Annotated in this window: 19 protein-coding genes, 1 rRNA gene and 1 pseudogene; 14 read left to right on the top strand and 7 right to left on the bottom strand. The window is 70.8% G+C overall.

Going from position 1 to position 24,607, the window contains the following annotated elements; translation table 11 throughout:
• From rrf to FHS42_RS21830, 4 genes and pseudogenes are all read left to right on the top strand, one after another.
• Window positions 1-87 (top strand): 5S ribosomal RNA (gene rrf / locus FHS42_RS21845); the annotation flags it as partial.
• A gap of 228 nt (window positions 88-315) precedes the next feature.
• Entirely contained in the window at window positions 316-657 is a 342-nt protein-coding gene (locus FHS42_RS21840; protein ID WP_184574440.1) for a hypothetical protein, read from the top strand.
• Between the two features lie 9 nt (window positions 658-666).
• Window positions 667-1,764 carry a hypothetical protein gene (locus FHS42_RS38275; RefSeq protein WP_184574516.1) on the top strand — a complete coding sequence of 366 codons (1,098 nt, stop codon included), beginning with the start codon at window positions 667-669 and terminating at the stop codon, window positions 1,762-1,764.
• Window positions 1,701-2,379, top strand: a pseudogene (locus FHS42_RS21830) (tetratricopeptide repeat protein); the annotation flags it as partial. The gene FHS42_RS38275 and the pseudogene FHS42_RS21830, both read left to right, overlap by 64 nt.
• Before the next feature lie 664 nt (window positions 2,380-3,043).
• On the opposite strand, the gene FHS42_RS21825 reads toward FHS42_RS21830, so the two are convergent.
• Entirely contained in the window at window positions 3,044-4,354 is a 1,311-nt protein-coding gene (locus tag FHS42_RS21825; protein WP_184574438.1) for a DUF1015 domain-containing protein, read from the bottom strand.
• A gap of 78 nt (window positions 4,355-4,432) precedes the next feature.
• Between FHS42_RS21825 and FHS42_RS21820 the strand changes: the two genes are divergently transcribed.
• The gene (locus FHS42_RS21820; RefSeq protein WP_184574436.1) at window positions 4,433-5,551 is read left to right on the top strand and encodes an HAD hydrolase-like protein; all 1,119 of its coding nucleotides are present in this window, start codon (window positions 4,433-4,435) and stop codon (window positions 5,549-5,551) included.
• Between the two features lie 244 nt (window positions 5,552-5,795).
• On the opposite strand, the gene FHS42_RS21815 is transcribed toward FHS42_RS21820, so the two are convergent.
• The 3 genes from FHS42_RS21815 to FHS42_RS21805 form a co-directional block, all read right to left on the bottom strand.
• Complete coding sequence (locus FHS42_RS21815) at window positions 5,796-6,749, bottom strand: siderophore-interacting protein (RefSeq protein WP_184574434.1); 954 nt, start codon at window positions 6,747-6,749, stop codon at window positions 5,796-5,798.
• Window positions 6,750-6,789: 40 nt separating this feature from the next.
• Window positions 6,790-7,851, bottom strand: coding sequence for an ABC transporter substrate-binding protein (locus tag FHS42_RS21810; RefSeq protein WP_184574432.1), 1,062 nt, complete (start codon window positions 7,849-7,851; stop codon window positions 6,790-6,792).
• A gap of 152 nt (window positions 7,852-8,003) precedes the next feature.
• Window positions 8,004-9,059 carry an ABC transporter substrate-binding protein gene (locus tag FHS42_RS21805; protein WP_184574430.1) on the bottom strand — a complete coding sequence of 352 codons (1,056 nt, stop codon included), beginning with the start codon at window positions 9,057-9,059 and terminating at the stop codon, window positions 8,004-8,006.
• Window positions 9,060-9,259: 200 nt separating this feature from the next.
• Between FHS42_RS21805 and FHS42_RS21800 the strand changes: the two genes are divergently transcribed.
• From FHS42_RS21800 to FHS42_RS21775, 6 genes are all read left to right on the top strand, one after another.
• Window positions 9,260-10,315 carry a FecCD family ABC transporter permease gene (locus FHS42_RS21800; RefSeq protein WP_312866983.1) on the top strand — a complete coding sequence of 352 codons (1,056 nt, stop codon included), beginning with the start codon at window positions 9,260-9,262 and terminating at the stop codon, window positions 10,313-10,315.
• Complete coding sequence (locus FHS42_RS21795) at window positions 10,312-11,607, top strand: FecCD family ABC transporter permease (RefSeq protein ID WP_312866978.1); 1,296 nt, start codon at window positions 10,312-10,314, stop codon at window positions 11,605-11,607. The genes FHS42_RS21800 and FHS42_RS21795 overlap by 4 nt, the downstream gene beginning before the upstream one ends.
• A 287-nt stretch (window positions 11,608-11,894) precedes the next feature.
• Window positions 11,895-12,890: an ABC transporter ATP-binding protein gene (locus FHS42_RS21790; protein WP_376772662.1), complete on the top strand. Its 996-nt coding sequence runs from the start codon at window positions 11,895-11,897 to the stop codon at window positions 12,888-12,890.
• A 211-nt stretch (window positions 12,891-13,101) separates the two neighbouring features.
• On the top strand, window positions 13,102-13,635 hold the full coding sequence (locus tag FHS42_RS21785; protein ID WP_376772661.1) for a hypothetical protein: 534 nt from the start codon (window positions 13,102-13,104) through the stop codon (window positions 13,633-13,635).
• 13 nt (window positions 13,636-13,648) lie between these two features.
• Window positions 13,649-14,578, top strand: coding sequence for a TlyA family RNA methyltransferase (locus tag FHS42_RS21780; protein WP_184574509.1), 930 nt, complete (start codon window positions 13,649-13,651; stop codon window positions 14,576-14,578).
• A 170-nt stretch (window positions 14,579-14,748) separates the two neighbouring features.
• Window positions 14,749-15,639 (top strand): NAD kinase, encoded by an 891-nt coding sequence (locus FHS42_RS21775; protein WP_184574506.1) that lies wholly within the window; start codon window positions 14,749-14,751, stop codon window positions 15,637-15,639.
• A gap of 98 nt (window positions 15,640-15,737) precedes the next feature.
• Here the strand turns inward: FHS42_RS21775 and FHS42_RS21770 are convergent, their stop codons facing one another.
• Window positions 15,738-16,412: a TetR/AcrR family transcriptional regulator gene (locus FHS42_RS21770; RefSeq protein ID WP_184574424.1), complete on the bottom strand. Its 675-nt coding sequence runs from the start codon at window positions 16,410-16,412 to the stop codon at window positions 15,738-15,740.
• A gap of 62 nt (window positions 16,413-16,474) precedes the next feature.
• On the opposite strand from FHS42_RS21770, the gene FHS42_RS21765 reads away from it, so the two are divergent.
• The 3 genes from FHS42_RS21765 (at window position 16,475) to FHS42_RS21755 (ending at window position 20,828) form a co-directional block, all read left to right on the top strand.
• Window positions 16,475-16,957: an SRPBCC family protein gene (locus tag FHS42_RS21765; protein WP_184574422.1), complete on the top strand. Its 483-nt coding sequence runs from the start codon at window positions 16,475-16,477 to the stop codon at window positions 16,955-16,957.
• A 302-nt stretch (window positions 16,958-17,259) separates the two neighbouring features.
• Window positions 17,260-19,011 (top strand): DNA repair protein RecN, encoded by a 1,752-nt coding sequence (recN, locus tag FHS42_RS21760; protein ID WP_184574420.1) that lies wholly within the window; start codon window positions 17,260-17,262, stop codon window positions 19,009-19,011.
• Between the two features lie 656 nt (window positions 19,012-19,667).
• Window positions 19,668-20,828: a glycosyltransferase family 4 protein gene (locus FHS42_RS21755; protein WP_312866977.1), complete on the top strand. Its 1,161-nt coding sequence runs from the start codon at window positions 19,668-19,670 to the stop codon at window positions 20,826-20,828.
• Window positions 20,829-20,960: 132 nt separating this feature from the next.
• Here the strand turns inward: FHS42_RS21755 and FHS42_RS21750 are convergent, their stop codons facing one another.
• Complete coding sequence (locus FHS42_RS21750) at window positions 20,961-22,748, bottom strand: PucR family transcriptional regulator (protein ID WP_246495126.1); 1,788 nt, start codon at window positions 22,746-22,748, stop codon at window positions 20,961-20,963.
• Window positions 22,749-22,759: 11 nt separating this feature from the next.
• On the bottom strand, window positions 22,760-24,562 hold the full coding sequence (locus FHS42_RS21745; RefSeq protein ID WP_184574499.1) for a glycoside hydrolase family 15 protein: 1,803 nt from the start codon (window positions 24,560-24,562) through the stop codon (window positions 22,760-22,762).
• Window positions 24,563-24,607 lie beyond the last annotated feature (45 nt).

Genomic DNA, 24,607 nt, shown 5'->3' with positions numbered 1-24,607 from the left:
GGTTACATTTCGAACCCGGAAGCTAAGCCTTTCAGCGCCGATGGTACTGCAGGGGGGACCCTGTGGGAGAGTAGGACGCCGCCGAACAATCTTTGCAAGGGCCCTTGGCCCCAGCGTTCATGCTGGGGCCAAGGGCCCTTTCTTTTTGTCCGGAGCGCGCTGCTAAGGCCGGTGCGCGAGAATGACTGCAGTACCCGAAGACAGGAGTCACGTCGATGTCTACCAATTCTCCCGACGACCGGTCGGATCGCGAGCCGCGCCGCCGGGACGGCGGTGACCGGCGGGATTCCCGGGCCTCCGGTGCGCCGCGCCGCGATGACCGTCCGAGTGGGCCGCGCCGGGATGATGACCGGGGTGGGCGGCCTGGTGGTTTTGTGCGTCGCGATGATCGGGGCCCGAGCGATCGGGGTCCGAGTGAGCGCGGGCAGGGCGCCCGTGGTCAAAGTGATCGTGGTGGTCGTTCTGGTGGCGGGTTTGAGCGGCGTGATGACCGTCCGGCGTTCCGTCGCGATGACCGTCGTGACGATCGGCCGAGTGGACCCAGGTCCGATGACCGGGACCGTGGCCCCCGCCGCGATGACCAGGACCGCGGACCGCGTCGCGACGCCGACCGCGGCGGCCCCCGCCGCGACAGCAACGACCGTCCGCGACCGGTAGGACGTCGCGATGACCGGCCTAACGATCGTCGGGACTCGCGTGAGTCCGGGCCTCGCCGGGATGACCGTGCACAAGGGCCACGCCGTGAGGATGACCGAGGCGGTTTCCGGCGTGATGGTGACCGGAGCGCCCCTCGGCGTGATGGTGACCGTGGTGGCTTCCGGCGCGATGACGACCGGGCCGGTTTCCAGCGGGACCGGGACGATCGTGCGCGTGGGCCGCGTCGGGATGATGACCGGGGTGGGCGGCCTGGTGGTTTTGTGCGTCGCGATGATCGGGGCCCGAGTGTGCGCGGGCAGGGCGCCCGTGGTCAAAGTGATCGTGGTGGTCGTTCTGGTGGCGGGTTTGAGCGGCGTGATGACCGTCCGGCGTTCCGTCGCGATGACCGTCGTGACGATCGGCCGAGTGGACCCAGGTCCGATGATCGGGACCGTGGCCCCCGCCGCGATGACCGAGACCGCGGACCGCGTCGCGACGCCGACCGCGGCGGCCCCCGCCGCGACAGCAACGACCGTGGTAGCCATGGGGCAGGCCAGCGGGACGATCGGACTGGCCGTGGCGGTTTCGCTCGCCGGGATGACCGTCCCAGTGGTGGTGGTTTCGCTCGCCGGGACGACCGTCCCGGTGGTCCCGCACGTCGGGATGACCGGCCTGGGGTCAGCGGCGACCACGGTCGGCGTGATGACCGGTTCGGTGGGGGTTCCGCGCGCCGGGATGAGCGTCCCAGTGGTGGTTCCGCGCGTCGGGATGACCGGCCTGGGACCGGTAGCGATCACGGTCGGCGTGATGACCGCTCTAGCGGCGGTTACCAGCGGCGTGATGACCGTTCCGGCGGGGGATATGCGCGCCGCGATGACCGCTCGGGTGGTGGCTCCGGGCGGCCGGATAGCCGGGGCAGCCGGGATGGCCGAGACAGCGGGCGTTCGGGCGGTGGCTACGGTCGGCGCGATGAGCGTTCCGGTGGTGGCTCCGGGCGCCGTGATGATCGGGGTGGTGGCTTTGGCGCGCGGCGGGATGACCGGGAGCGTGAGCCCGTACGGCGGCTGCCGATTCCCGACGATGTCACGGGCCAGGAAATCGACAAGAGCGTACGGCAGGAGTTGCTGAGCCTGCCGAAGACGCTGGCCGATGACGTCGCCAGGAACTTGGTGATGGTCGCGCAGTTGCTCGATGAGGACCCAGAGCGGGCCTATGAGTATTCGCGGATCGCGCTCAGGCTCGCCTCCCGAGTGGCTGCCGTGCGTGAGGCGGCGGGCTTCGCGGCGTACGCGGTGGCGAAGTATGCGGAGGCACTGGCCGAGTTCCGGGCCGCGCGTCGCATGACGGGTTCCACCGATCTGTGGCCGGTCATGGCCGACTGCGAGCGGGGCCTGGGCCGGCCGGAGCGGGCGCTGGCGATGGCCGGTGAGCCCGAGGTGCAGAAGTTGGATCGGGCCGGGCAGGTCGAGATGCGGCTCGTCGTCGCCGGTGCGCGTCGCGACATGGGGCAGATCGAGGCCGCGGTGGTGACCTTGCAGAGCTCCGAGCTGGCTTCGTCTGCCATACACCCGTGGACCGCGCGGCTGCGGTATGCCTACGCGGACGCGCTCCTCGCGGCCGAGCGTGAGGACGAGGCGCGCGAGTGGTTCGCCAAGGCGCTTGAGGCGGACCAGGGCGGCACCACGGACGCGTCCGATCGGCTCGCGGAGCTGGACGGCGTGGAGTTCGTCGATGCTCTGGAGACCGAGGACGGCGAGGAGCCGGCGGAGTGGTCCGAGCAGCCCGTAGCGCGGGACCTGCCGAATGACGATGATCGCGACCTGTCGCAGGACTATGACGAGGCGGAGGACCTGGAACTGTCGGAGGGCCGCGACCCGTCCGACGATCGGGGCCTGGCGGAGGGCCTGGAGCTGCAAGAAGGCCGCGACCTGCCGGAGGACCTGGAGCTGTCGGAGAACGTCGCTGCTGACGACGTCGCTGCTGACGACGACGTCGCTGGTGATGTCGCGGACGCCGCAGATGACGCGCCCGCTGAGGTGATGGCTGATGCGAAGGGCTCAGCTGCCGATGACGGCGGAGTCGAGGGCGCCGATTCGGCCGAAGACGCCGATGATCGCGATGGCAGCGCGGGCGGCGGCGCTGCGCGGGGCCTCGATGAGGTGCCGAACGGGGACGCGGACGCTGCGGCAGACGTCGCCGCGGTGGACCCCGCTGCGGCAAGCGACGTTGCGGCGGATGACGGCGCGGGAGGCGGCGTCGTGCGTTCGTCCGGTGCCGCTGAGAGCTCTGTGACGCGCGAGGTTGAAGAGGGCTAAGCAGTTGGGTTGAGCGATGGTGTATGTGCCCGAGGGCGGAACCTGTGTGCTGGGTTCCGCCCTCGGGCGTTGCGGGTGGGGTGGCCCGGCCGTCAGTCCAGTTCGAGGCTGCGCAGCACGAGGCCGGTGGCGGGCTTGGGGCCGAAGGACGTGGACTTGTGCGGCATGGCCACGCCTTGCCGCGCGAGGTCGCGTACAACGTTTTCCTCGACGGGGCACATGAGCACCGCCGTGCCGCCGTGCCGCTCCGTCTGCTCGACGGCCGCGGTGGCGTCGTGGATGTACCCGATGTACTCGGGAGCATCCGGGACCTGCCAGATGTGGCCGATGAGCAGCGCGTGCAGCACCGTCGCGTCGAGTGTGCGCCAAGCCTCCGGGCGGTCGGAAGGCACGGCCGCGTCGAGGACTGCGCGGTCGGGGTGGTCCAGGAGGTGGAAGCCGCCGTTGCCCGCGAGGAGGAAGGCATTGGGCGGGTCGCCGGCCTGCACGGCCTTCGTCTGGGCCTCGGCGAGGGCCTCCAGCGCACGGGGCAACGGGCCATCGACGGGGCGTACGCGAAAGACGTCGCCCACGGCGGTGAGCGCTTCCTCGATCGGCAGCTGGCGCAGCAGCCGGTGGATGGCGCGGACCCGCAGCGGGTAACGGGAGCTGTCGATGAGGAGGACCAGACCGAAGTCCCAGGGGCTTGGGTCGCGTTGCTCGGCGCGTAGTCGCAGATAGGTGGCCCAGCGGTGGTGGCCATCGGCGATCAGCGCCTGGTGTTGCGCTAGGTCGGTGGTGACCTCGGCGATGTCGGCCGGTTCGCAGAGCCGCCACAACCGGTGGGCGACGCCGTCCTCGGTGGTCGTGGCGAGGAGCGGCGGGCACAGGACGGTGCGGTCGATGACCGCGCTCGTGCCTTGTGCGGCGGGTGCCGCCAGGTCGCCGCCGTGGTACGACAGCAGCAGGGGTTCGAGGTTGGCCGCCGTGGCGCGCATCAGGTCGGCGCGGTCTTCGACGATATGAGGCATGACGTTCTCGTGGGGGAGGACGATGCCCTCCTCGGGCGGGCTCAGCCGGAGGGCGCCGATGACCCCGCGTTGGAGCAGTCCTTCGTCGCGCTGCTCGTAGACGTAGAGCGCGGGCTCCGGGTCGGGGGCCAGCACGCCCTCCGCTTGCCAGCGGCGCAGCGTTTGTGCTGCCTGCTGGTGGCGGGCGGTGGGGCTGGCGGTCTGCGGAAGGATCAGGCGGACGATGTTGTACGGATCGGCCGTTTCCAGATGTCGCAAACCGTCCGGCCGCACTACAACGTCGTAGGGCGGTGAGGTGACGGCGGCGAGGCTGCTGACCCGCTCGGGGGCGTATCGCAACCCTCTGAACGGGACGAGCTGAAGACCTTGCCTGCCAGGTCCTGGAGTGCTCATTGGGGAATGCTATGTCGCGCAACAGGATGCGCAATGATCGGGGGACAAGCATATGAGTCTACAAGGAGTGACGATCCCATGAGCGAGAGCGTCCGTACCCGGCCCGGCGGCAGCGCGCGTCCGCTGCACGAGGCGTATGACACCGCACTGCTCGACCTGGATGGGGTCGTCTACGCGGGCGGTGAGGCCATCGCCTACGCGGCGGAGTCGCTGGAGGTGGCGCGCAGCGCCGGGATGCACCTGGCCTACGTCACCAATAACGCGTTCCGTACGCCGCAGACGGTTGCCGAGCATCTGACCAGTTTGGGCGTACCCGCCGAACCGGGCGATGTCATTACTTCGGCGCAGGCGGTTGCCCGGTTGATCTCCGAACATGTTCCGGCCGGGGCCCAGGTGTTGGCCATCGGTGGTGAGGGGCTGTGGGTGGCGCTGCGCGAGCGCGGTTTGGTACCGGTGGACTCGGCGGATGAGGACATCGCGGCCGTGGTGCAGGGATATGGCGGTCCGAAGCAGACCTGGGACCGATTGATGGAGGCGGGGTACGCGGTGGCGCGCGGGGTGCCGTGGTACGCGTCCAATACCGATCTGACCATTCCCACCGGGCGCGGCATCGCGCCGGGCAACGGTGCTGCGGTTGAGGTCGTACGGTTTGCCGCCGGTGGCGCCCCGCAGGTCGCGGGCAAGCCGCAGCCGCCGATGCACCGGGAGACTATTTTGCGTACCGCCGCCGAGCGGCCGTTGGTCGTCGGAGACCGTTTGGACACCGACATTGAGGGCGCGCACGGGGGTGGCGTGGATTCGCTGCTCGTGTTGACCGGTGTGACGACGCCGGCGCAGCTTTTGGCCGCCGAGCCCGAGCACCGGCCGACGTTCGTCGCGGCGGATCTGCGCGGCATGTTGACGGCGCATCCGGAGGTCGAGGTGCGGGCGGGTGGCGCCGAGTTCGCGTGTGCTGGTTGGACGGCCAGCGTGCGGGATGCGGAGGCGGTGATCGAGGGCTCGGGTGATCCGTTGGACGGCCTGCGGGCGCTGTGCGCCGCGACCTGGACCGCCGGGACCGCGGCGAACGAGGGCGGCGAGGGGCAGGGCGCCGGTGCGGCCAGGCGCGCGGGCGGCTCCGGCCCGGGGCTGAGCGCTGCTCACCGGGACGGCGACCGGATCAATGCGGACAAGGCACTGGCGCGGCTGGGCTGGTGAGCGATGAGCGGTGAGCAATGAGGCGCGAGGCGTGAGGCGTGGGGCCCGTCCGGGGGGTGGGTGCTGAGTTGTGGGTGCTTGTGCGGTTGGTGCATGGGCCGTGGCGACTGCCTTGAGCGCCGTTGACCGCCGCGGTTCGCGGGTGGTGATCGGCCGTCGTGGACAGCGCGCCGCCCCGGGCCGTGGTGGCCCGAGGCGGCGTGCCGTCAGTCGCCTGTGCGTTCGGAACCGCAGTTGGACGTGGTTAGGCGGTGTCGTCCTGCTGTTCCGCCCCTTCGGCGGCCTCCGTCGCTTCCTGGTCGAGGAGTTGGTCCTCGGTCGCGCCCAACCGCCAGTAGCCGGTGAACTTGACGGCCTTGCGGTCGAATGCGCGCTCGCCGACCAGGTGTCGGCGCAGTGCGCGGATGGTGCCGGCCTCGCCCGCGATCCAGGCGTACGGGGTGCCGCTGGGCAGCTGTGCCGTACGGACCGCGTCCAGGGTGCGTTGGCCGTGCTCGGGCCGCTTCGCCTGGGCGTCGGCCCGAGCCTCGGTGCTGGCTGGATGCTCGTCGCGGACGAGCCAGGTGATGTCCACGTCGGCCTTCGACGGCAGGTCCTGGCGGTCCTCCAGGTGCGCGACTTCCAGCCACACCTTGGCCGGGGTGCCGGCGGGCAGCCAACTGAGGATGCTGGCCACGGCGGGCAGCGCGGTCTCGTCCGCCGTGATCAGTACCCAGTCGGTGGTGGGCCGGGACGAGCCGTCTGCGTGTGTCGCCACCGGGATGCCACCGAGCCCGGGTGGCTGGAAGTCCACGCCACCGTTGTCCTCGACGGCGGGGCCGAGGATGGTCACCTGGTCGCCGGGGGCCGCGGCGCGAGCCCAGCGGGAGGCCGGTCCCGCGTCGCCGTGCAGGGCGAAGTCGATGTCGAGCTCGTCCGGGTCGCGGCGGTGTTCACGCACCGTGTAGGTGCGCATGATGCCGCGTACGGACGGGTCCATGGCCTGCCACTCGGGGTACCACGCGAAGTCGCCGGTACGCGGCACCACCGGCGTGGACTGGCCTGGTTGCGGTAGGAAGAGCTTGAGCCGCTGGTCGCGTCCCCCATTGACGAAGGGTGCCAGCTCCGCGCCGCCGAAGGTGACGCGGATGAAGGTGGGGCTCAGGCGCTTGGCCCGTACGACCCGCAGGTCGAAGAACTGGAATGGCGAGTTCGCCATGCTGGTTCCTTCCGTCGTTGGGGGCTGGACGGCCTGGGGATCAGGCGACCTTCTTGGCGTCCTGGATGGCCTTGGCGAGCGCCTCGACATGCGGCGCGAAGCCCGCGTAGGAAAAGCGTGGCTCGCTCGCCCAGGGGACGACCTGGCCCGCCTTGACGGCGGGCAGTCGCTGCCAGGTGGGCTTGGCCTTGAGGTCGTTGGGCTGGAGGGCTTGGCTGCGGTTGTCGAGGAGGATCAGGTCCGCGTCGTAGGTGTCGGCGTTCTCCCAGCTCAGGTTCTCGAAGAAGCCTTCGCCGCTGACCTTCTTGGGGGTGATGACCTCAACGCCGAGGTCCTTGAAGTACGTGAGGTCGGCGTACGCCTTGGGGTCGGAGGCGTAGAGGAGGTCGGCGCTCGCGGAGGTGGCCAACACCTTGAGGCCGCGCTTGCCCTTGGCGGCTTGGCGGAGGGTCTCGGATGCCTGCTCGAAGCGGGCCTTGGCGTCAGTGACCTGCTTGGCCTTCAGGTCGGCGCCCAGCGACTCGGCGAGCGCCGCGTACCGCTGGACGACGCTGAGGAGCGAGGTGCGGGCCACGGTGAGGCCGACGACGTTGGGGGAGAGGTCGAGGATCTTCTTGCGGCTCTCTTCCGGCACGAACCACAGGTCGCCCTTGGCGTACATGTTGGTGACCAGCAGATCGGGCTGGAGCGCTGCATACTTTTCGATGCTGAACTCGCCCCAGGCCTCGCCAATGATGGTCACTTTATCGACATTGAGGTCGCCGGCCAGGACGTCCGGCTTGCCGTTCTTCTGCCGGGTGGGACCGAAGACGCCGGCGCACGTGATGCCGAAGTCGTGGAGGGCGGCGGCGGTGCCGCTGTACGCGACGATGTTCTTCGGGGTCTTGTCGGCCTTGGCGGTGACGCCGCGGTCGTCGCGATACGTCCACGGGCCCTTGCGCTCGCCCGAGCCGGACGTGGCGTCATCCGTGCCGCTCGCGTCCTTCTTGTCCTTTCCGCAGGCAGTGATCAGGGCACCGGCGCCGAGCGCGCCACCGATGGCGAGCAGACTGCGGCGACCCATTGGTGATGCCGATGACGATGCCGTACGAGAGGTGATCATGGGGTGGTTCCTTTTGCTGGTGTGATGTGGTGCGGCGCACGCGAGCGCGGATAGCGCGGTGCACGGGCCCTACGGTGGGGCGCGGTGTAGCCCGGTGGGGCGTATGGGACTTGTGCGGTCGGTGGGTGCGCGGTGGGCGGTTGACGGAGGAGTCAGACGAGCTTGCGAGCGTCCTGGATGGCCCTGGCGAGGTCCTCGATGAGCGGGGCGATGCCGGCGTAGCTGTACTGCGGCTCGCTGAACCAGGGGATGACCTGACCGGCCTTGACGGCGGGCAGATTGCGCCAGGTCGGTTTGGACCGGCGGAGCTCATCGGGCTGGAGATTGCCGGTACGCCGGTCAACAAGGATGAGGTCGGCCTCATAGGAATCGGCCTGCTCCCAGCTCACCGCGCGGAAGAATCCGAGTTCGTCGGTTTTGCCGGGTGCGCCGATGTTGGCGCCGAGTTGTTGGTAATAGCGCAGATCAGTGAAGCTCTGTGGGTTGCCGACGTGGAGGTTGTCCGAACTGGCCGACACGGCGAGCAGCTTGAGCCCGCGCTTGCCCTTGGCGGCTTGGCGGAGGGTCTCGGAAGCCTTCTCGAAGCGGGCCTTGGCGTCGGTGACCTGCTTGGCCTTCAGGTCGGCGCCCAGCGATTCGGCAAGCGTCGCATAACGCTGGATCGCGTTGCGGAGCGAGGTCTTGGCGGTGAGGATGCCGATGGAACTGGGCGACAGATCGAGGATCTTGTCCTTGCTGTCGTCGGGTATGTACCACAGCGAGGGCGGTGTGTTCATGTTGCTGACCAGCAGGTCGGGCTGGAGGGTCGCGTACTTCTCGACGTTGAACTCGCCCCAGTTGTTGCCCACGCTCGTGAGCTTGTCCACATCGAGATTGCCGGCCTGAATGTCCGGCTTGCCGTTCTTCTGCTTGGTGGGGCCGAAGACGCCGACGCACTCGATGCCGAAGTCGTGCAGGGCTGCTGCCGAGCTGACGTACGCCACGATCCGCTGTGGTGTCTTGTCTGCTGTGGCGGTTTTGCCGCGATCGTCCTTGAAAGTCCATGGCCCGGAAGGGACGCGGGAGTTGGCATGCGCACCGGACGAAGAACCGTCGCTGCCGTCGTCCCCGTTGCTGCCGCACGCGGCGAGCAGCAGACCGGCGCCGATGGCGCCGCCGGAGGCGAGGACGTGGCGCCTGGAGGGTGACGGGGCGTGGGGGTTTGTCATGAAGCGTGCCTCGCTCATCGGGGCTCTCTCGGGTTGGACTGGAGCTGGAACTCGGCGACTGTGCGGACAGGATCGGGCCTGGTGAGAGGCGGGGCGTAACGTGACAAGGGGTGGCGAACGTGGGTTAGGTTAGCCTAACTTAATGGTGGGCGGCAGACCTGGTCGCCTCGTCGTCCTCAGAGGTGGAGTTCCGCGTGACCGTGGTGAGTCCGGTGAAGTCCGCCGCGCCGGCGGAGGCGGTGGTTCCTGAGCCCCCGCCACGACGACGCAACGCGACTCGGGCGGCTGGCCTTGTCGCCGCGCTCGGTGTGTTGCTGCTGGTGATGGCGGCCAGCGTCGCCATCGGCGCCAAAGCGATTCCGCTCGACCAGGTGTGGCACGGCATCGCCCACTACGCCGGCACGGACACGGACGTCGTGATCAAAGACGTGCGGCTGCCGCGCACCCTGCTCGGGGTGCTGGTCGGCATCGGGCTAGGCCTCGCCGGCGCGGTGATGCAAGCCCTGACCCGTAACCCGCTCGCCGAACCCGGCATCCTGGGCGTCAACGCCGGCGCCTCCGCTGCCGTCGTCTCGGCCATCAGCCTCTTGGGCGTCACCTCGCTCACCGGCTACGTCTGGTTCGCCTTCCTGGGCGCCGCCATCGTCTCCGTGCTCGTCTACTCCCTCGGCGGCAGCCGCAGCGCCACACCGGTGCGGCTCGCGCTCGCCGGAACGGCGATTACTGCGGCGTTGTACGGATATGTGCAGGCCGTGCAACTCCTGGACACGGCGGCACTGGACAAGATGCGGTTCTGGACGGTGGGTTCGCTCGCCTCCGCCAATGTGACGGTGCTGAAGCAGGTGGCGCCCTTCCTCGTGGTCGGCGCGCTGCTCGCATTGATCCTGGGCCGACCGCTGAACGCCATCGCGCTCGGCGATGACACGGCCCGCGCCCTCGGTGCGCGGCTCAACCGCACCCGCATACTCGCCATGGTCGCCATCACCCTGCTGTGCGGCGCGGCCACCGCGGCCTGCGGGCCGATCGCGTTCGTCGGGCTGATGGTGCCGCACCTGGTACGCGCGATCACCGGCCCCGACATGCGCTGGACACTGGCGTACGCGGCCGTGCTCTCACCGGTCCTGCTACTCACCGCGGACATCATCGGACGCATCGTCACCCGCCCGGGAGAACTACAGGTCGGCGTCGTCACCACGCTCATCGGTGGCCCGGTCTTCATCTACCTCGTACGCCGCCGAAGGATGGCCCAGCTGTGAACGCCCACGCCAAGGCCCACACCAGCGCAGATGCCCGGGCGAAGCGGGACGCTATGGCCAAACGGGATGCTGTGGTCCAACAGGACGCCGTCACAGGGGAGCTAGGCAGCACCGGCGAGACGGGCAGCACCGGCGAGGTGGGCGCCACGGGCGAGGTGGGCGGCGCGGCTCTCGGCCGCTCACGCCGGAGTGCGGGCCCAGCCCGTACGCCGCGTGCCCGGCCAGAGCGCGGCCCCAAGTCGGACGCGCGGACGCGTGCCCGAAGGACCGCGTTGCGCACCCGGGGCGGGCTTTCGATACGCGTGGACATTCGGGCGACGATCGTCGGCCTGACGCTGACGGCTGCCGCCCTCGCCATGGGCGTGGTGCTCATCGGTACCGGGGACTACCCGATCGGCTTCGTCGATGTGGTACGTACCTTGTTCGGCAATGGCACCATCGCCCAGGACTACATCGTCAACGAACTGCGGTTGCCCCGCGTGCTGGTCGCCCTGCTCGTTGGCGCCTCGCTCGGGCTCGCCGGTGCCATCTTTCAGAGCCTGTCCCGCAACCCGTTGGGCAGTCCGGACGTCATCGGCTTCGGCCAGGGTTCGGCGGCTGGGGCGCTCACCGTGATCGTGCTCTTCCAGGGCAGCAGCTTCCAGGTCGCCATGGGCGCGGTGCTCGGCGGCCTGGTCACCGGCATCGCCGTCTACGTACTGGCCTGGCGGCAAGGCATCCAGGGCTACCGGCTGGTGCTGGTCGGCATCGGCGCCGCGGCCATGCTCAGTGCCGTCAACGGCTATCTGCTCACCAAGGCGGAGCTGGTGGACGCGGCGCGGGCCGTCATCTGGCTCACCGGCTCGCTCAACGGCCGCGACTGGGACCAGGTCTGGCCACTGCTCATCGCGTGCGCCGTGCTGGCGCCGGTGGTGTTCGGCAACGCGCGGGGGCTGCGCATGCTGGAGATGGGTGACGACAGCGCGTACGCCCTCGGCGTACGGGTCGAACGGACCCGGCTAGTGATGATGCTGGCGGCCGTGCTGCTCACCGCCATTGCCACCTCCGCGGCGGGCCCGGTCGCCTTCGTCGCCCTGACCGCGCCGCAACTGGCCCGACGGCTCACCCGTGCGCCGGGACCCAACCTGCTGCCCGCCGCGTGCATGGGTGCGGTCCTGCTGGTCACGGCCGACTGGGGCACGCAGCGGATGTTCGGCGCTGATCAGCTACCGGTCGGCGTGCTCACCGGAATTCTCGGCGGCGGATACCTGCTGTGGCTCCTGGTGACGGAGCGTAAGGCGGGACGGGTATGAGGCGCGATGCCGGCAGTGCTGGGACCGGTGGGGCTTGGCCGGGCGTGCGCCGGTGGCAGGACCCATAGGGCGTTCTGCAGTGGCAGTGGCAGTGGCAGCGACCTCGGCCGTGACCGCCGTATGGGCATCGGCATCGGCATCGGCCGTATGGGGAGCGACGACGAGAACAACAACAACAACGACAACAGCGACGACAGCAACAACGGCGACAGCAACAGCAACAGCAGCGTCAGCGACGACAAGGACAGGACACCGAACGGACCGTGGCTTCCACCTCTGTTTCCTCCGTGGTATCTCCCGCGCAGCAGCGACTCACCGGGCAGGACCTCACCCTGGCCTACGATCGGCGCACCGTTGCCGAGCATCTGTCCGTGTCGATTCCCGATCACTCGTTCACGGTCGTGGTCGGCCCCAACGCGTGCGGCAAGTCCACGCTGCTGCGTGCCCTGTCGCGGATGCTGAAGCCGGCGGCGGGTTCGGTGCTGCTGGACGGGCAGGCCATCTCGTCGCTGCCCGCGAAGAAAGTCGCCAGGACGCTTGGGCTGTTGCCGCAAACCTCCATCGCACCGGACGGGATCACGGTCGCGGACCTGGTGGCCCGAGGCCGCTATCCGCACCAGGGGTTGCTGCGGCAGTGGTCGGATATCGACGAGCGCATTGTCGGCGAATCGATGGAGGCCACCAGTGTCGCCGAGTTGGCGGATCGTTTTGTCGATGAACTGTCTGGTGGTCAGCGGCAGCGGGTGTGGATCGCGATGGCCATCGCTCAGCAGACTCCCCTGCTGCTGCTCGACGAGCCGACCACCTACCTGGACATCCAGCACCAGATCGATGTGCTCAACCTCTGCGCGCAACTCCATGAGGAACAGGGCCGCACGCTGGTCGCCGTGCTGCACGATCTCAACCATGCGGCGCGCTACGCCACGCATCTGATCGCCATGCGAGACGGCGAGATCGTCGCCGAGGGCGAGCCTGGCGACATTGTTACGGCTGCTCTCGTGGAGCAGGTTTTCGGGCTGCGCTGCCAGGTGATCGAGGACCCGGAGAGCGGCACACCGCTGGTGATCCCCGCGGCCCGGCGCCCCCGCCGCCCGGCCGCGGCTGAGCCGGTCGCTGAGTCGGCCGCCGTAACGGCCGCTGTGGAGGTCGCCGAGGAAGCTGGAACCGCCGCGGCGGACGGTGCGCCGGGGGCGAGCGGTGCGCCGGCGGCGGATGCGGCAGCCGTGCCGAGCCAGGCGACGGGCGCCCGGGCGACGGCGGGCGAGCGCGCGGTGGGCGGTTGAGCGCGTGGTGGATGCGGCGTGCGGGTGGATGGGGTGCATGTGTGTGGGCAGTCGGAAGATCGTCGCCTTAGCCAGGCTGTAGCTGGGGTGCCGCCAACCGGTCGAGTGCGCGCTGGCACTCCTCCACGGTCGTCGTCGCGATCGACGGTGGCCCAGTGGCCCGGAAGCGGAATGCCTCGTCGGTGGCGCGGTGCACGGTAGCGTCAGGGCCATGGATGAGCCGATGTCCAGCGCGCCCCCGCGACCGGGGCACACGCTCGCCGCAGAAGCGGACGCCGTACTCCCCGCCGAGCCGACCCCCGCTGGCGGGCAGGCCTGTGGCACCGAGCTGCGGCCACCCGCGCAGCCCGTGCTCCCGGCCCCTGCCACAGAGCCGGCCCGGGCCCCCGCCGCACCGCATGTCCCCGCCGCATCGGACCCCGTCGATGAGTCCGGGCGGCCCGAGCAGTCCGGTTTTGGGGGAGAGCCCGCGGCGGAGCAGGGCGAGCGGCAACTCGGCGCGACGGAGCGGGAGCCTGGCGAGTTGACCGCGCCGCTCGGCATTTCCCGTACACCGACGCAGAACCCCGAGGTGGACGCCGGTCTTGACCGGCTCGGTGGTCTTGACCACCTGCCCATCGACGGACACCTGGAGGTGTATGAGGATGTACACCAGGGCCTGCGCGATGTGCTCGACGCACTTGATCAGCGCCCCGGGCCGGGCCCTCGCGTACCGGCTCCATCCCCGCACCATCACAGGAGCTGAACCGCACGTGGCAGTGAGCCGTCCACGCCGTAACCGACTTGACGCGGAGCTGGTGCGCCGCAAGCTGGCCCGTTCGCGTGAGCATGCGAGCCAGCTCATCGCCGCGGGCCGGGTGACCGTTGGTGGGGCGACCGCGAGCAAGTCCGCCACCCAGGTGGAGACGAGCGCGGCCGTCGTCGTCAGCGAGGACGACAGTGACCCGGATTACGTCTCGCGCGGCGGGCACAAGCTGGCGGGCGCGCTGCTGGCGTTCAGCCAGGAGTACCGCGCCCGCACGGCGCCCGAGCCATCGCCCGCCCAGCCGCCCGCCCAGCCGACTCAGTCGCTCGCCCAGCCGCTTCAGCCGCTCGCCACGCACGACGGTGACGCCGGGCGCGGGTTGCGGGTCGCTGGGCGCCGTGCGTTGGACGCGGGCGCCTCCACCGGTGGCTTCACCGATGTGCTGCTCCGCGCCGGGGCGGCGGAGGTCGTGGCGGTCGATGTGGGGTACGGGCAGCTCGCCTGGTCGCTACAGAGCGACGAACGGGTGGTCGTGAAGGATCGTACGAACGTTCGCGAGCTGACGCTGGAACAACTCGACGACAAGCCAGTTGACCTGGTGGTGGGGGACCTGTCGTTCATTCCGCTCGGTCTGGTGCTGCCCGCACTGGTGCGATGTGCCGCGCCGGACGCCGATCTGGTGCTGATGGTCAAGCCGCAGTTCGAGGTCGGCAAGGAACGGTTGGGCAGTGGCGGCGTCGTACGCAGCGCGCAGCTACGGGCGGAGGCGGTACGTGCCGTCGCCGCCCGAGCGGCGGAACTGGGTCTTGGAGCGCTGGGCGTAACGGCCAGCCCGCTCCCGGGCCCGGCGGGCAATGTCGAATACTTTCTGTGGCTTCGCGCCGGGGCGTCTCCTTTGGACCCGGCGGATGTCGATCGTGCAGTGGCGGAGGGGCCTCGTTGACCACTTCAGAAGCAGCAGCACAGGAGCCGCCGGTGGAGACATCGCCGCGGCCGAGCACCGGCGCGGAAGGGAGCACAGCGGCGCAGTCGTCCCCGCTTGGCACGGGCGCGGGGCCGGTGACGCGGGTGCGTACGCACCCGGCGGATGGGGAGGCGGTGGCCGGGCGCACCGTGTTTTTGCTGGCGCACACCGGGCGCCCTGCGGCCATTCGTAGCGCCGAACTCGTCGTGCAGGGACTGCTGCGTAGCGGCATTGGCGTTCGGGTGCTGGCCGCGGAGGCCGCTGACCTGCCGCTGCCCTCGCAGGTGGAGCGGGTGGACGCGACGCCGCGGGTATTGGACGGTTGCGAGCTTCTCATCGTGCTGGGCGGCGACGGCACGCTGTTGCGGGGTGCGGAGTTCGCGCGTACCTCGGGTGTGCCGATGCTCGGGGTCAACCTGGGCCGGGTCGGCTTCCTCGCCGAGGCCGAGCGGGATGACCTGGACCAGGTCGTGGAGCGGGTGGTGACGCGCGAGTACGAGGTTGAGGAGCGGATGACGCTCGATGTGCTCGTACGTAACGACGGGCACATCGTGCACACCGACTGGGCCCTCAACGAGGCGTCGGTCGAGAAGGCCGCCAGGGAACGGCTGCTTGAGGTCGTCACCGAGGTCGATGGCCGCCCCGTCACCGGCTTCGGTGGCGACGGCGTCGTGTGCGCCACGCCCACCGGCTCCACCGCGTACGCCTTCTCGGCGGGCGGGCCCGTGGTGTGGCCGGAGGTGGAGGCGCTGCTGATGGTGCCGATCAGCGCGCATGCCCTGTTTGCCAAGCCGCTGGTCACCGCGCCCGATTCGGTGCTCGCTGTGGAGGTGCAGCCGCAGACGCCGAACGGCGTGCTGTGGTGCGACGGGCGGCGCACCGTTGAGTTGCCCGCGGGCGCGCGGGTGGAGGTGCGACGCGGGGCCGTGCCGGTACGCCTGGCCCGGCTGCACCACGCCTCGTTCACCGACCGGCTGGTCGCGAAGTTCGCTCTGCCGGTGGCGGGATGGCGCGGAGCGCCGCACGAGCACGGGGCCTGAAGCGGGCTGCGCAGCACGGTAGGAGCGGTAGGAGGGTCGCTGCCTCCCGTGGTGGCGTCCCGCGCGTGCTTGGGCCCCGAGTCGGGCGTGGGGGCCCGTTACGTGCCGGATGCGGCCCCAGCCTGGCGCCGCCTGTCGGCCGCCGTGTCGGGTTGCTGCCGTGGTTCTTGGTCCGGTCGGGGGTGGGGGAGGCCGAGTAGGGCGCGTACGGCCCGCTCCACGAGGTCAGCGGAGTGCGGCGGGATCGGCTTGCTGACCGTGAGGTAGCGGCGGACCGTTGCGTACGGCAGGTCAACGAGGGCGATCCACAGCACGTCCGGGTCGGCTGCCGCGATGCCGTCCGCGCGCAGCCGGGCGGCGAGTTCCGCCAGCCGGTCGCCGATGCCGTCGTTGACCTCGGCCAGCGCCTGGCGGGCGGCCGGGGCCCACTCCGGCAGCCCGAACGCGACCGGGCCGTACAGCAGCACCGATGTGTGTGCCGGGTGGGCGCGGCTCCAGGTGATGACGTGCCGGGCCCCGGCCACCGTCGCCTGCCGGGGGTCCGGATGCGTCACCGCGCTGCGGAACCCCTCCTGGAAGGCGCGCACCGTGCGCAGCCAGAGCGCTGCCAGCAGCGCGGGACGGTCGGGGAAGCGGTGGTAGACGGAGCCGCTCGGGGCCTGTGCCCGGCGAGCGAGCGCCGCCATGGTGACGGCCTGCGGGCCGCTCTCGGCAGCTAGTTCCACGGCGAAGTCCAGTAGTCGATCGGTCGCATGGATCGGTGGCCTTCCCATGAGGCCGAGGGTATAGGCTCCCTTTTTTAGAGAGGGTTCTCTAAAAAAGGGAGGGCCGTTTGATGGCGGTGTGCAACGTGCACGAGCGGCGGATCGATGCCCCTGCCGATGAGGTCGGCAAGCTCATCGACCAGCTCGCCAGTCCCGACGATCGGCTCTGGCCGCGCCGCGACTGGCCACCCATGGAGCTGGACGGCCCGCTGCGGGTCGGTGCGAGCGGCGGACATGGGCCAGTGCGGTACGCGGTCATCGGCTACACACCAGGGCGCTGGGTGCGCTTCCGGTTTTCCGGGCCGCGGGGGTTCCACGGCTTCCACGCGTACACGGTGCGCTCCGACGGCGCGGGCGGCGCGGTGTTGCAGCACCTGCTGACGATGCGGACCCGCGGCGCGGCGCGACTCACCTGGCCGCTGGCCTTCCGCTGGTTGCATGACGCGGTGCTGGAGGACAGCTTGGACCTGGCCGAGGCCGCACTGTCGTCGGGTCCCAGCTCCCCTGCGCGGTGGAACGCCTATGTGCGGCTGCTGCGCCGCGGCATGCCGTAACCGGCCATTCGCCTGGTAGCGTCCGCCACTCACCTGTCCGGTGGCGGATCGTAGGGGAGTCCGCTGCTGGGCCGCTGCGCTGATCATCACTTCGCCGATCGGTGCATTGGGCCACTACGCTCAGCTCATGCCGGAGGCGGGCGGGATGAGTCGCAGAGCGCTCGCTACCCTCCTCGGTGGACAGAACGACCCGAGCGGGAGTGTGGAGCAGACTCCCCAGGATCTCCCCAGAGGGGCTAGTGAGCACTCGCCGAGAGGAAAAAACGCAGGTCATAGCGGGTGCGCGCCCGCATCTTGAAGAGATGCGGATTCAATCGCTCGGGGTGATCGACGATGCCGTCGTGGCCTTGTCGCCTGGGTTCACCGCGGTGACCGGCGAGACCGGAGCTGGTAAGACCATGGTGGTCACCAGCCTCGGCCTGCTGCTCGGTGGCCGGGCCGACGCCGCGCTGGTACGGATCGGCGCCAAGGCCGCGGTGGTAGAGGGCCGGATCGTGATTGCCGAGCGATCCACGGTCGCCGACCGGGTCCAGGAAGCGGGCGCCGAACTCGACGACGGCACTTTGCTGATCAGCCGCACCGTCTCCGCCGAGGGCCGGTCGCGCGCCCACGTCGGCGGCAGGTCCGTCCCGGTGGGCATGCTGGGTGAACTGGCCGACGAGCTGGTCGCCGTGCACGGGCAGACCGACCAGCAAGGGCTGCTCAAGCCGGCCAGACAGCGGCAGGCCCTCGACCGGTACGCGGGGGCCGCCGTTTCCGCGCCGCTCGATACGTACGCGATCGCCTACCGCAGGCTGCGCAAAATCACAGCGCAACTGGCAGAGCTGACCACCCGCGCCCGCGAACGGGCACAAGAAGCGGACATGCTGCGCTTCGGCCTGGAGGAGATCGCAGCCGCTGAGCCACGCCCCGGCGAGGACACCGAACTGACCGCGGAATCGGAACGCCTTGGCCACGCCGAAGCCCTGGGCTCCGCCGCGAGCATGGCGCACACCGCACTGGCCGGAAACCCAGAGGACCAGGAGGGCCTGGACGCGGCCACCTTGATCGCGGGCGCGCATCGCGCCGTGGAGGCCGTACGGTCCCACGATCCGGCGCTCGCCACGCTCGCCGATCGGCTGGGAGAGATCGGCATCCTGGTCTCCGACGTGGCAGGCGAACTCGCCGGATACACGGACGACCTGGACGCCGACCCGCTGCGGCTCGCGGCCGTGGAGGAACGCCGGGCCACGCTGGCGCAGCTCACCCGGAAGTACGGCCAAGACATCGCGGGCGTGCTGAGTTGGGCCGAGGCCAGCGCGGCCCGGCTGACCGAACTCGAAGGCGACGACGACCGGATCGGCGAGCTGACCGCTGAGCACGACGCGCTGCGCGCCGAACTCGGGGAGCGGGCCCGGGAGCTCACCGAGGCCAGAAACGCGGCGGCGAAGCGGTTCGCCGACGCGGTCACCGGCGAGCTCGCCGAACTGGCCATGCCGCACGCCCGGGTGACCTTCGAGATCCGGCAAAGCGATGTGGCCGACCCGCGGGAGGGCATCGACGTCGGTGGCCGTGCGGTGGCCTTCGGGCCGCACGGCGCGGATGAGGTGGAGTTGTTGCTCGCCCCGCACCCTGGTGCGCCGCCCCGGCCGATCGCCAAGGGGGCGTCCGGTGGTGAGCTATCGCGCGTGATGCTCGCGGTCGAGGTCGTCTTCGCGGGCACCGACCCCGTACCGACGTATCTCTTTGACGAGGTGGACGCGGGCGTCGGCGGCAAGGCGGCGGTGGAGGTCGGCAGACGGCTGGCCAAGCTGGCTGAGTCGGCGCAGGTCGTGGTGGTGACGCATCTGCCGCAGGTCGCCGCCTTCGCCGATCGGCATCTGGTGGTCGAAAAGACCAGCGACGGGTCCGTTACGCGCAGTGGCGTCAAGGTGATGGAGGGCGAGGACCGGGTCCGCGAGCTGTCCCGGATGCTGGCGGGCCAAGAGGACTCCCAACTGGCCCGGGCGCACGCGGAGGAACTCCTCCAAACGGCCCGAGCGGCGGCCCGTACGACTCGTCGCCTCCCGGGGTAGCCCTTGTCGGCCTGTGGCGGCTGGCCTTCGGCCTGCCGACTTGTTTGGGGCGTGGGCATGAGCTGGGGCGTCGGCGGGGGTCTCGGCCCCGCCTGGGCGGTGGGCGCGGTCGGGCGGCGGGGCGTGGTGCCCAAGGGGCCTGCGCGGCGTCCAGCCTGGGGCGGCACGACACAGCAGTCGATGGTGTGGGGAGTCAGACGACAGGGTGCGGTGAGAGGCCGCGCGCATGAGGCCGCCGGCGAAAGCTGGCGCGCAAGGGGGGCATGTCGGGCATGTGGTCGCCCGTGTGGGTGAATCCGCCACCGTCGGGGGGAAGCGGGCCGGAAGAAAGGCGGGAACAGTGGTGCCACGGCGCCTGCGTCTGCTGGCATCCTGGACCCGGTGCGTGTCGCTCGCCGCCCCGTTCCTCCCCCTGCTCCGCCCCGCAGTGCCGCCCTACTCGACGTCTCGATTCCGCCCCTCCGACCCGGCATGCTACGCGCATCACTCAGCCTAAATCGCCCCATCTTCCCCACTTGGACACCGCGCTTTCCGTCCCCAAGCCAGCGGATCGCGGCCCGAACAACCACCCCCGGGCAGCCACCCCCGAGCAACGCCGTAGTGCCCTGCCCGACGCGCCATCCTGGCCCCGCCGCCAACCGAGGAGCATCGCCCGCGTGAGCCGTACCGTGAGCAGCCCCCCGGCGCCGTTGATCGGACCCGATCCGCTGCATGCGGTGCAGGTGCTCGGGAGCGGCGCCTCGGGCAGCGGCGTCCATGTCAGGTCGCTCGCCGCCGGCCTGGTCGCGCGCGGCCTGCGGGTGACCGTGTGCGGTCCGGAAAGCGCCGAGTTGGCCTATGAGTTCGGCGCGGCAGGAGCCCAGTTCGTGCGGGTGGGGCCGTGCGCCGACGTGGAGTCCCTGACCGCCCTGCGGGCCGTCTGCGCGGATGCGGGGCTCGTCCATGCGCACGGCACCAAGGCCGGGCTTCTCGCCTCGCTCGCGTTGGGCGGGCGGCGGACGCCGCTCGTCGTCACCTGGCACACCAAGTCCACCGCGAAAGGCGCCCGTGCGCGGGTGCTGCAACTGGCCGAGCGGCGGGTTGCGCGCGCCGCCCGCATTGCCCTCGGTGCCTCGTCCGACCTGGTGGACCGGGCCCGGCAGCGCGGCGCGCGGGACGCGAGGCTGGCGCCGGTGGCGGTGCCGGCGCCGCGCTGGCTGCCCCAGGAAGAGGACCGGCGGCAGCATAAGGCGCGGGCCGAACTCGGCGCCGTCGAACGGCCGCTGCTGTTCACCGTCGGCCGGCTGGAGGAGAACCGGGGGCACGATGTGCTCCTGGACGCGGTGTGGGCCTGGCGGTCGTACGACCCAGCGCCGCTGCTGGTGATCGCGGGGGAGGGGCCGGGGCGGGCCTGGTTGCAGGGCCGGATCGAGGCGGAGGGGCTGCCCGTACGGCTGCTTGGCCGCAGGGATGATGTGACCGAGTTGCTTGCGGCGGCGGATGTGGCGGTGTTACCCAGCCGCTGGGAGGCGCGCTCGCTGTTCGCCCAGGAGGCACTGCACGCGGGGGTGCCGTTGGTGGCAACGGCGGTCGGTGGTGTACCCGAACTGGTCGGTGACGCCGCCGAGTTGGTTCCGTACGGTGACCCGCAGGCGCTGGCGCGTGCGGTGCTCGGGCTGCTGGCCGATCCCGCTCGCCGAGAGCACCTCGCGGCCACCGGGCGGGCGCAGGCCGACTGCTGGCCGACCGAGGACGATACGGTCGCGCATGTGCTGGGCATCTACGACGAGTTGACGCACACCTCGGCTCCCGGGTCACGGGCTGTCAGGCCCCACTGACCCGCCGGACCCCAAGCCCTACCGATCCCCAGCCCGCTGCCGCCCCGCCGGCCCGGCCCACCTCGCTCATGTCAAGGACCCCACTGCCGCAGCCCTGCCACCGGCCGCGACGAGCGGCAGCGCCACGTCCGCTTACGGGAGGCGGCGGCGGGCCTGAAGGGCCAGGCTGAGGGCGAGCACGGTGCGCGGATCATCCAGGTCGCTGCCTAGCAGCCGGGCGATGCGGGCCAGCCGGTCGTACAGCGTCTGCCGGTTCACATGCAGCTCGCGTGCCGTCTCCGCCTTGCGGCCGGCGTGCGCGAGGTACGCCTGGAGGGTAGGCAGCAGCGGTGGTTTGGCCGTGCGGTCGTGCACGAGTAGCGGACCGATCACCCGGTGGACGAAGGCGGCCAGATCCCCGTGCTCGCGCAGCCGCCACAGCAACAGATCCACCTCAAGCCCGCGAACGTCGTGCCACGGCCGGTCAGGCAGCTCGCGGGCGGCGCTCGCCGCAGACGCCACGTGCCGCAACTCGGGCCCGGCAGCGCCCCAGTCGCCCGCCAGGCCCGCCACCACGACCGGCGGCCCCAAGCGGGCACCTCGGTGCCCCAGGGCCGGCGTCCGCTCGGGCCAGGCCCGCTCCACTGCCGCCCGCAGCGTATGCGCCACGCGCTCAGCGACCGCCGCTCGCTCCTCGGCCCCATGGAGCCCCACCAGCAGCGGAACCCGTCCCTCCGGCAGTCGTACGCCCAACAGCACCGGCGCGCCCACGGCAGTCAGCTCCTCGCGGAGCACCGCGGCGAGTGCCGCCCAGTGATCACCGCCATCCAGTGGGGCCAGCGAGGTGGACAGCGCCATCACCATGGGCAGCAGCGGCCCCGCCCCTGGCCGAAATCCCAGTACCCGGGCCTGCGCAGGGGCGTCCGCCGCCGTGATGCGCTCCTCCGCGAGGTCGGTGAGGAAGTCACCTCGACCGCGGGCCGCGAGCTCCTCCTCCTGCCGCGCCTGGAGCAGCACGAGAGCCAGCAGATCGGCCGTCCGCTCGGCGGCAATACGGTGCACCGGCGCCAGCGGCCCCTCCGCGGGCAACACCACCAGCCGGGCCCGCACCGCGCCGGGGCCAGGACCGCCACCCGGCACCTCCACCAGCACGCTCCCGGCGGGCGGCTCCGGCAGCTCCTGACCTGGTGAGCCCAACGGGCCCGGTGAGCCTGGTGCGTTCGGGGAGCCTGGTGCGTTCGGCCGCAGGCCGGCCCCCGCCTGGCCCGAGTTGCGGCCGGCCCGTGCGGCGCGTAGCCCGTCCCATACCTGGAGCGGGTCGGCGAGCCCCGCCCTGCCGGGGGGCCCTGCCGCGTACAGCAGCCGTCCATCCGCGGTCTCCAGGAACACCGGATTATCCGCGAACTGGGCGAACAGCCGCAGGATCTCCGGCACCCCGCCGCCGCGCAGCCGTACTTCAGTGCACCGCCGATGCACCTCGTCGGCGCGCCGCAGCAGCGCGTAGTGCGCATTGACCAGTTCGGTGTGGATCTCCTCGGTGACCGCGACGAACGGCACCTCGCGATGGAGCTGGACCAGCGGCAGCCCGTACGAACGCGCCGTGTCCACAACGGCCGCGGGCAGCGCGGTGAACCGCGAGCCCAGCTCCACCACCAGCGCGGCGATGCCACGCTCGGCCAGGGTGCGGACGAACGCGCGCTGCTCGGCCGCCCTGGTGCCCAGGCCGATGCCGGTGGTCAGCAGCAACTCGCCACCCTTGAGGAGGGAGGCGATGTTGGGGGTCTCGCCCGCGTGCACCCAGCGCACCGGGCGCTCCAACGCATCGGCGCCGGTGAGGATCTCCGGCAGGCCCCGGTGCAGCGCGGGCAGCTCCAGCGCCCGCGCCACAGTGATCGTGCCGGGCTCGGACAAGGCATCGGGCTCGGACGAAGCGTCGGGCAACGCGCCGAACCTCAGCCGCCGTACGCGCCGGAGGCCGTCAGCCTCAGCGCCGTGTCGATCAGCGGCACATGGCTGAACGCCTGCGGGAAGTTGCCCACCTGGCGCTGAAGACGCGGGTCCCACTCCTCGGCGAGCAGGCCCAGGTCGTTACGGAGGGCGAGAAGACGCTCGAAGAGCTTGCGGGCCTCGTCCACCCTGCCGATCATCGCCAGGTCGTCGGCGAGCCAGAACGAGCAGGCCAAGAACGCGCCCTCGTCGCCGGGGAGGCCGTCTAGGTTGTCGTCGCCGCTGGAGGTCGGGTAGCGCATCACGAACCCGTCCTCGGTGCCGAGCTCGCGCTGGATGGCCTCGATGGTGCCGATGACCCGCTTGTCGTCCGGGGGCAGGAAGCCCATCTGTGGGATGAGCAGCAGCGAGGCGTCCAGCTCCTTGGAGCCGTAGGACTGGGTGAAGGTGTTGCGCTCCTTGTCGTAACCCTTCTCGCACACATCCCGGTGGACGTCGTCCCGCAGCTCGCGCCAGCGCTCCAGCGGACCATCCACATCACCGGACTCGATGAGCTTGACGGTACGGTCCACGGCGACCCAGACCATCACCTTGGAGTGCACGAAGTGCCGGCGCGGGCCGCGCACCTCCCAGATGCCCTCGTCCGGCTCGTTCCAGTGGCCTTCCAGGTAGCTGATCAGCTTGAGCTGGAGCACGCTCGCGTAGTCGTTGCGGGCGAGTCCGGTCATGTGCGCCAGGTGCAGGGCCTCGGTGACCTCGCCGTACACGTCGAGCTGGAGTTGGCCCGCCGCGCCGTTGCCGACCCGCACCGGCTGCGAGCCCTCGTAGCCCGGCAGCCACGGCAGCTCGGCCTCGCCGAGCTCCCGCTCGCCCGCGATGCCGTACATGATCTGGAGGTTTTCCGGGTCGCCCGCGACCGCGCGCAGCAGCCACTCACGCCAGGCCTGCGCCTCCTCGCGGTAGCCGGTGCGCAGCAGCGAGGAGAGCGTGATCGCCGCGTCGCGCAGCCAAGTGAAGCGGTAGTCCCAGTTCCGTACGCCGCCGACCTCCTCGGGCAGCGAGGTGGTCGGCGCGGCAACGATGCCACCGGTTGGCGCGTACGTCAGGGCCTTGAGCGTGATCAGCGAGCGCACGACCGCGTCCCGGTAGGGGCCGTGGTACGTGCAGTGCTCCACCCACTCCCGCCAGAAGTCCTCGGTCGCCTCCAGGGAGGCCTCCGGCTCGGGCAGCGCGGGCTGCTCCTTGTGCGAAGGCTGCCAACTGATGGTGAAGGCGATCCGCTCGCCGGGCGAGATGGTGAAGTCGGAGTAGGTGGTGAGGTTCTTGCCATAGGTGTCGGCGGTGGTGTCGTGCCACACCGAGTCGGGCCCTGCGACGGCCACGGTGCGCCCGTCCACCTTGTGCACCCAGGGCACGACCCAGCCGTAGGAGAAGCGCATACGCAGCTCGGAGCGCATCGGGACGCGCCCGCTCACGCCCTCCACGATCCGGATGAGCTGCGGCGCGCCATCGCGCGGCGGCATGAAGTCGATGATCCGCACGGTGCCGCGCGGGGTGTCCCATTCCGATTCGAGCACCAGCGAGTCGCCCCGGTAGCGGCGCCGATCGGCGTACGGCGGGGCGGTGTCGGCCGGGTAGGCCGGACCGAGCCGCCAAAAGCCGTGCTCGTCGGTGCCCAGCAGCCCCGCGAAAATGGCATGTGAGTCAAAGCGCGGCAGACAAAGCCAGTCGGCACTGCCATCCCTGTTTACCAAGGCGGCGGTCTGCATATCGCCAATGAGTGCGTAATCTTCAATGCGCCCGGCCACGTGCATCCCCATTCGAACGGCCACCTCGCCCCGCGGGGCGCCTTG

Origin of the sequence: Streptomyces zagrosensis, from assembly GCF_014203645.1 — a bacterium.
Taxonomy (GTDB): Bacteria; Actinomycetota; Actinomycetes; order Streptomycetales; family Streptomycetaceae; genus Streptomyces; species Streptomyces zagrosensis.
Note: the sequence above shows the minus strand (reverse complement) of the source record. Positions and strands in the feature narration are given on the sequence as shown.

Excerpts from the sequence above, each read along its gene's own strand:
- FHS42_RS21765 (WP_184574422.1), top strand. The coding sequence starts at position 16,475 with ATGGCGGTGTGCAACGTGCACGAGCGGCGGATCGATGCCCCTGCCGAT.
- FHS42_RS21770 (WP_184574424.1), bottom strand. The coding sequence starts at position 16,412 with ATGGGAAGGCCACCGATCCATGCGACCGATCGACTACTGGACTTCGCC.
- FHS42_RS21785 (WP_376772661.1), top strand. The coding sequence starts at position 13,102 with ATGGATGAGCCGATGTCCAGCGCGCCCCCGCGACCGGGGCACACGCTC.
- recN (WP_184574420.1), top strand. The coding sequence starts at position 17,260 with ATGCGGATTCAATCGCTCGGGGTGATCGACGATGCCGTCGTGGCCTTG.
- FHS42_RS21810 (WP_184574432.1), bottom strand. The coding sequence starts at position 7,851 with ATGATCACCTCTCGTACGGCATCGTCATCGGCATCACCAATGGGTCGC.
- FHS42_RS21805 (WP_184574430.1), bottom strand. The coding sequence starts at position 9,059 with ATGACAAACCCCCACGCCCCGTCACCCTCCAGGCGCCACGTCCTCGCC.
- FHS42_RS21815 (WP_184574434.1), bottom strand. The coding sequence starts at position 6,749 with ATGGCGAACTCGCCATTCCAGTTCTTCGACCTGCGGGTCGTACGGGCC.
- FHS42_RS21820 (WP_184574436.1), top strand. The coding sequence starts at position 4,433 with ATGAGCGAGAGCGTCCGTACCCGGCCCGGCGGCAGCGCGCGTCCGCTG.
- FHS42_RS21825 (WP_184574438.1), bottom strand. The coding sequence starts at position 4,354 with ATGAGCACTCCAGGACCTGGCAGGCAAGGTCTTCAGCTCGTCCCGTTC.
- FHS42_RS21840 (WP_184574440.1), top strand. The coding sequence starts at position 316 with ATGACCGTCCGAGTGGGCCGCGCCGGGATGATGACCGGGGTGGGCGGC.
- FHS42_RS38275 (WP_184574516.1), top strand. The coding sequence starts at position 667 with ATGACCGGCCTAACGATCGTCGGGACTCGCGTGAGTCCGGGCCTCGCC.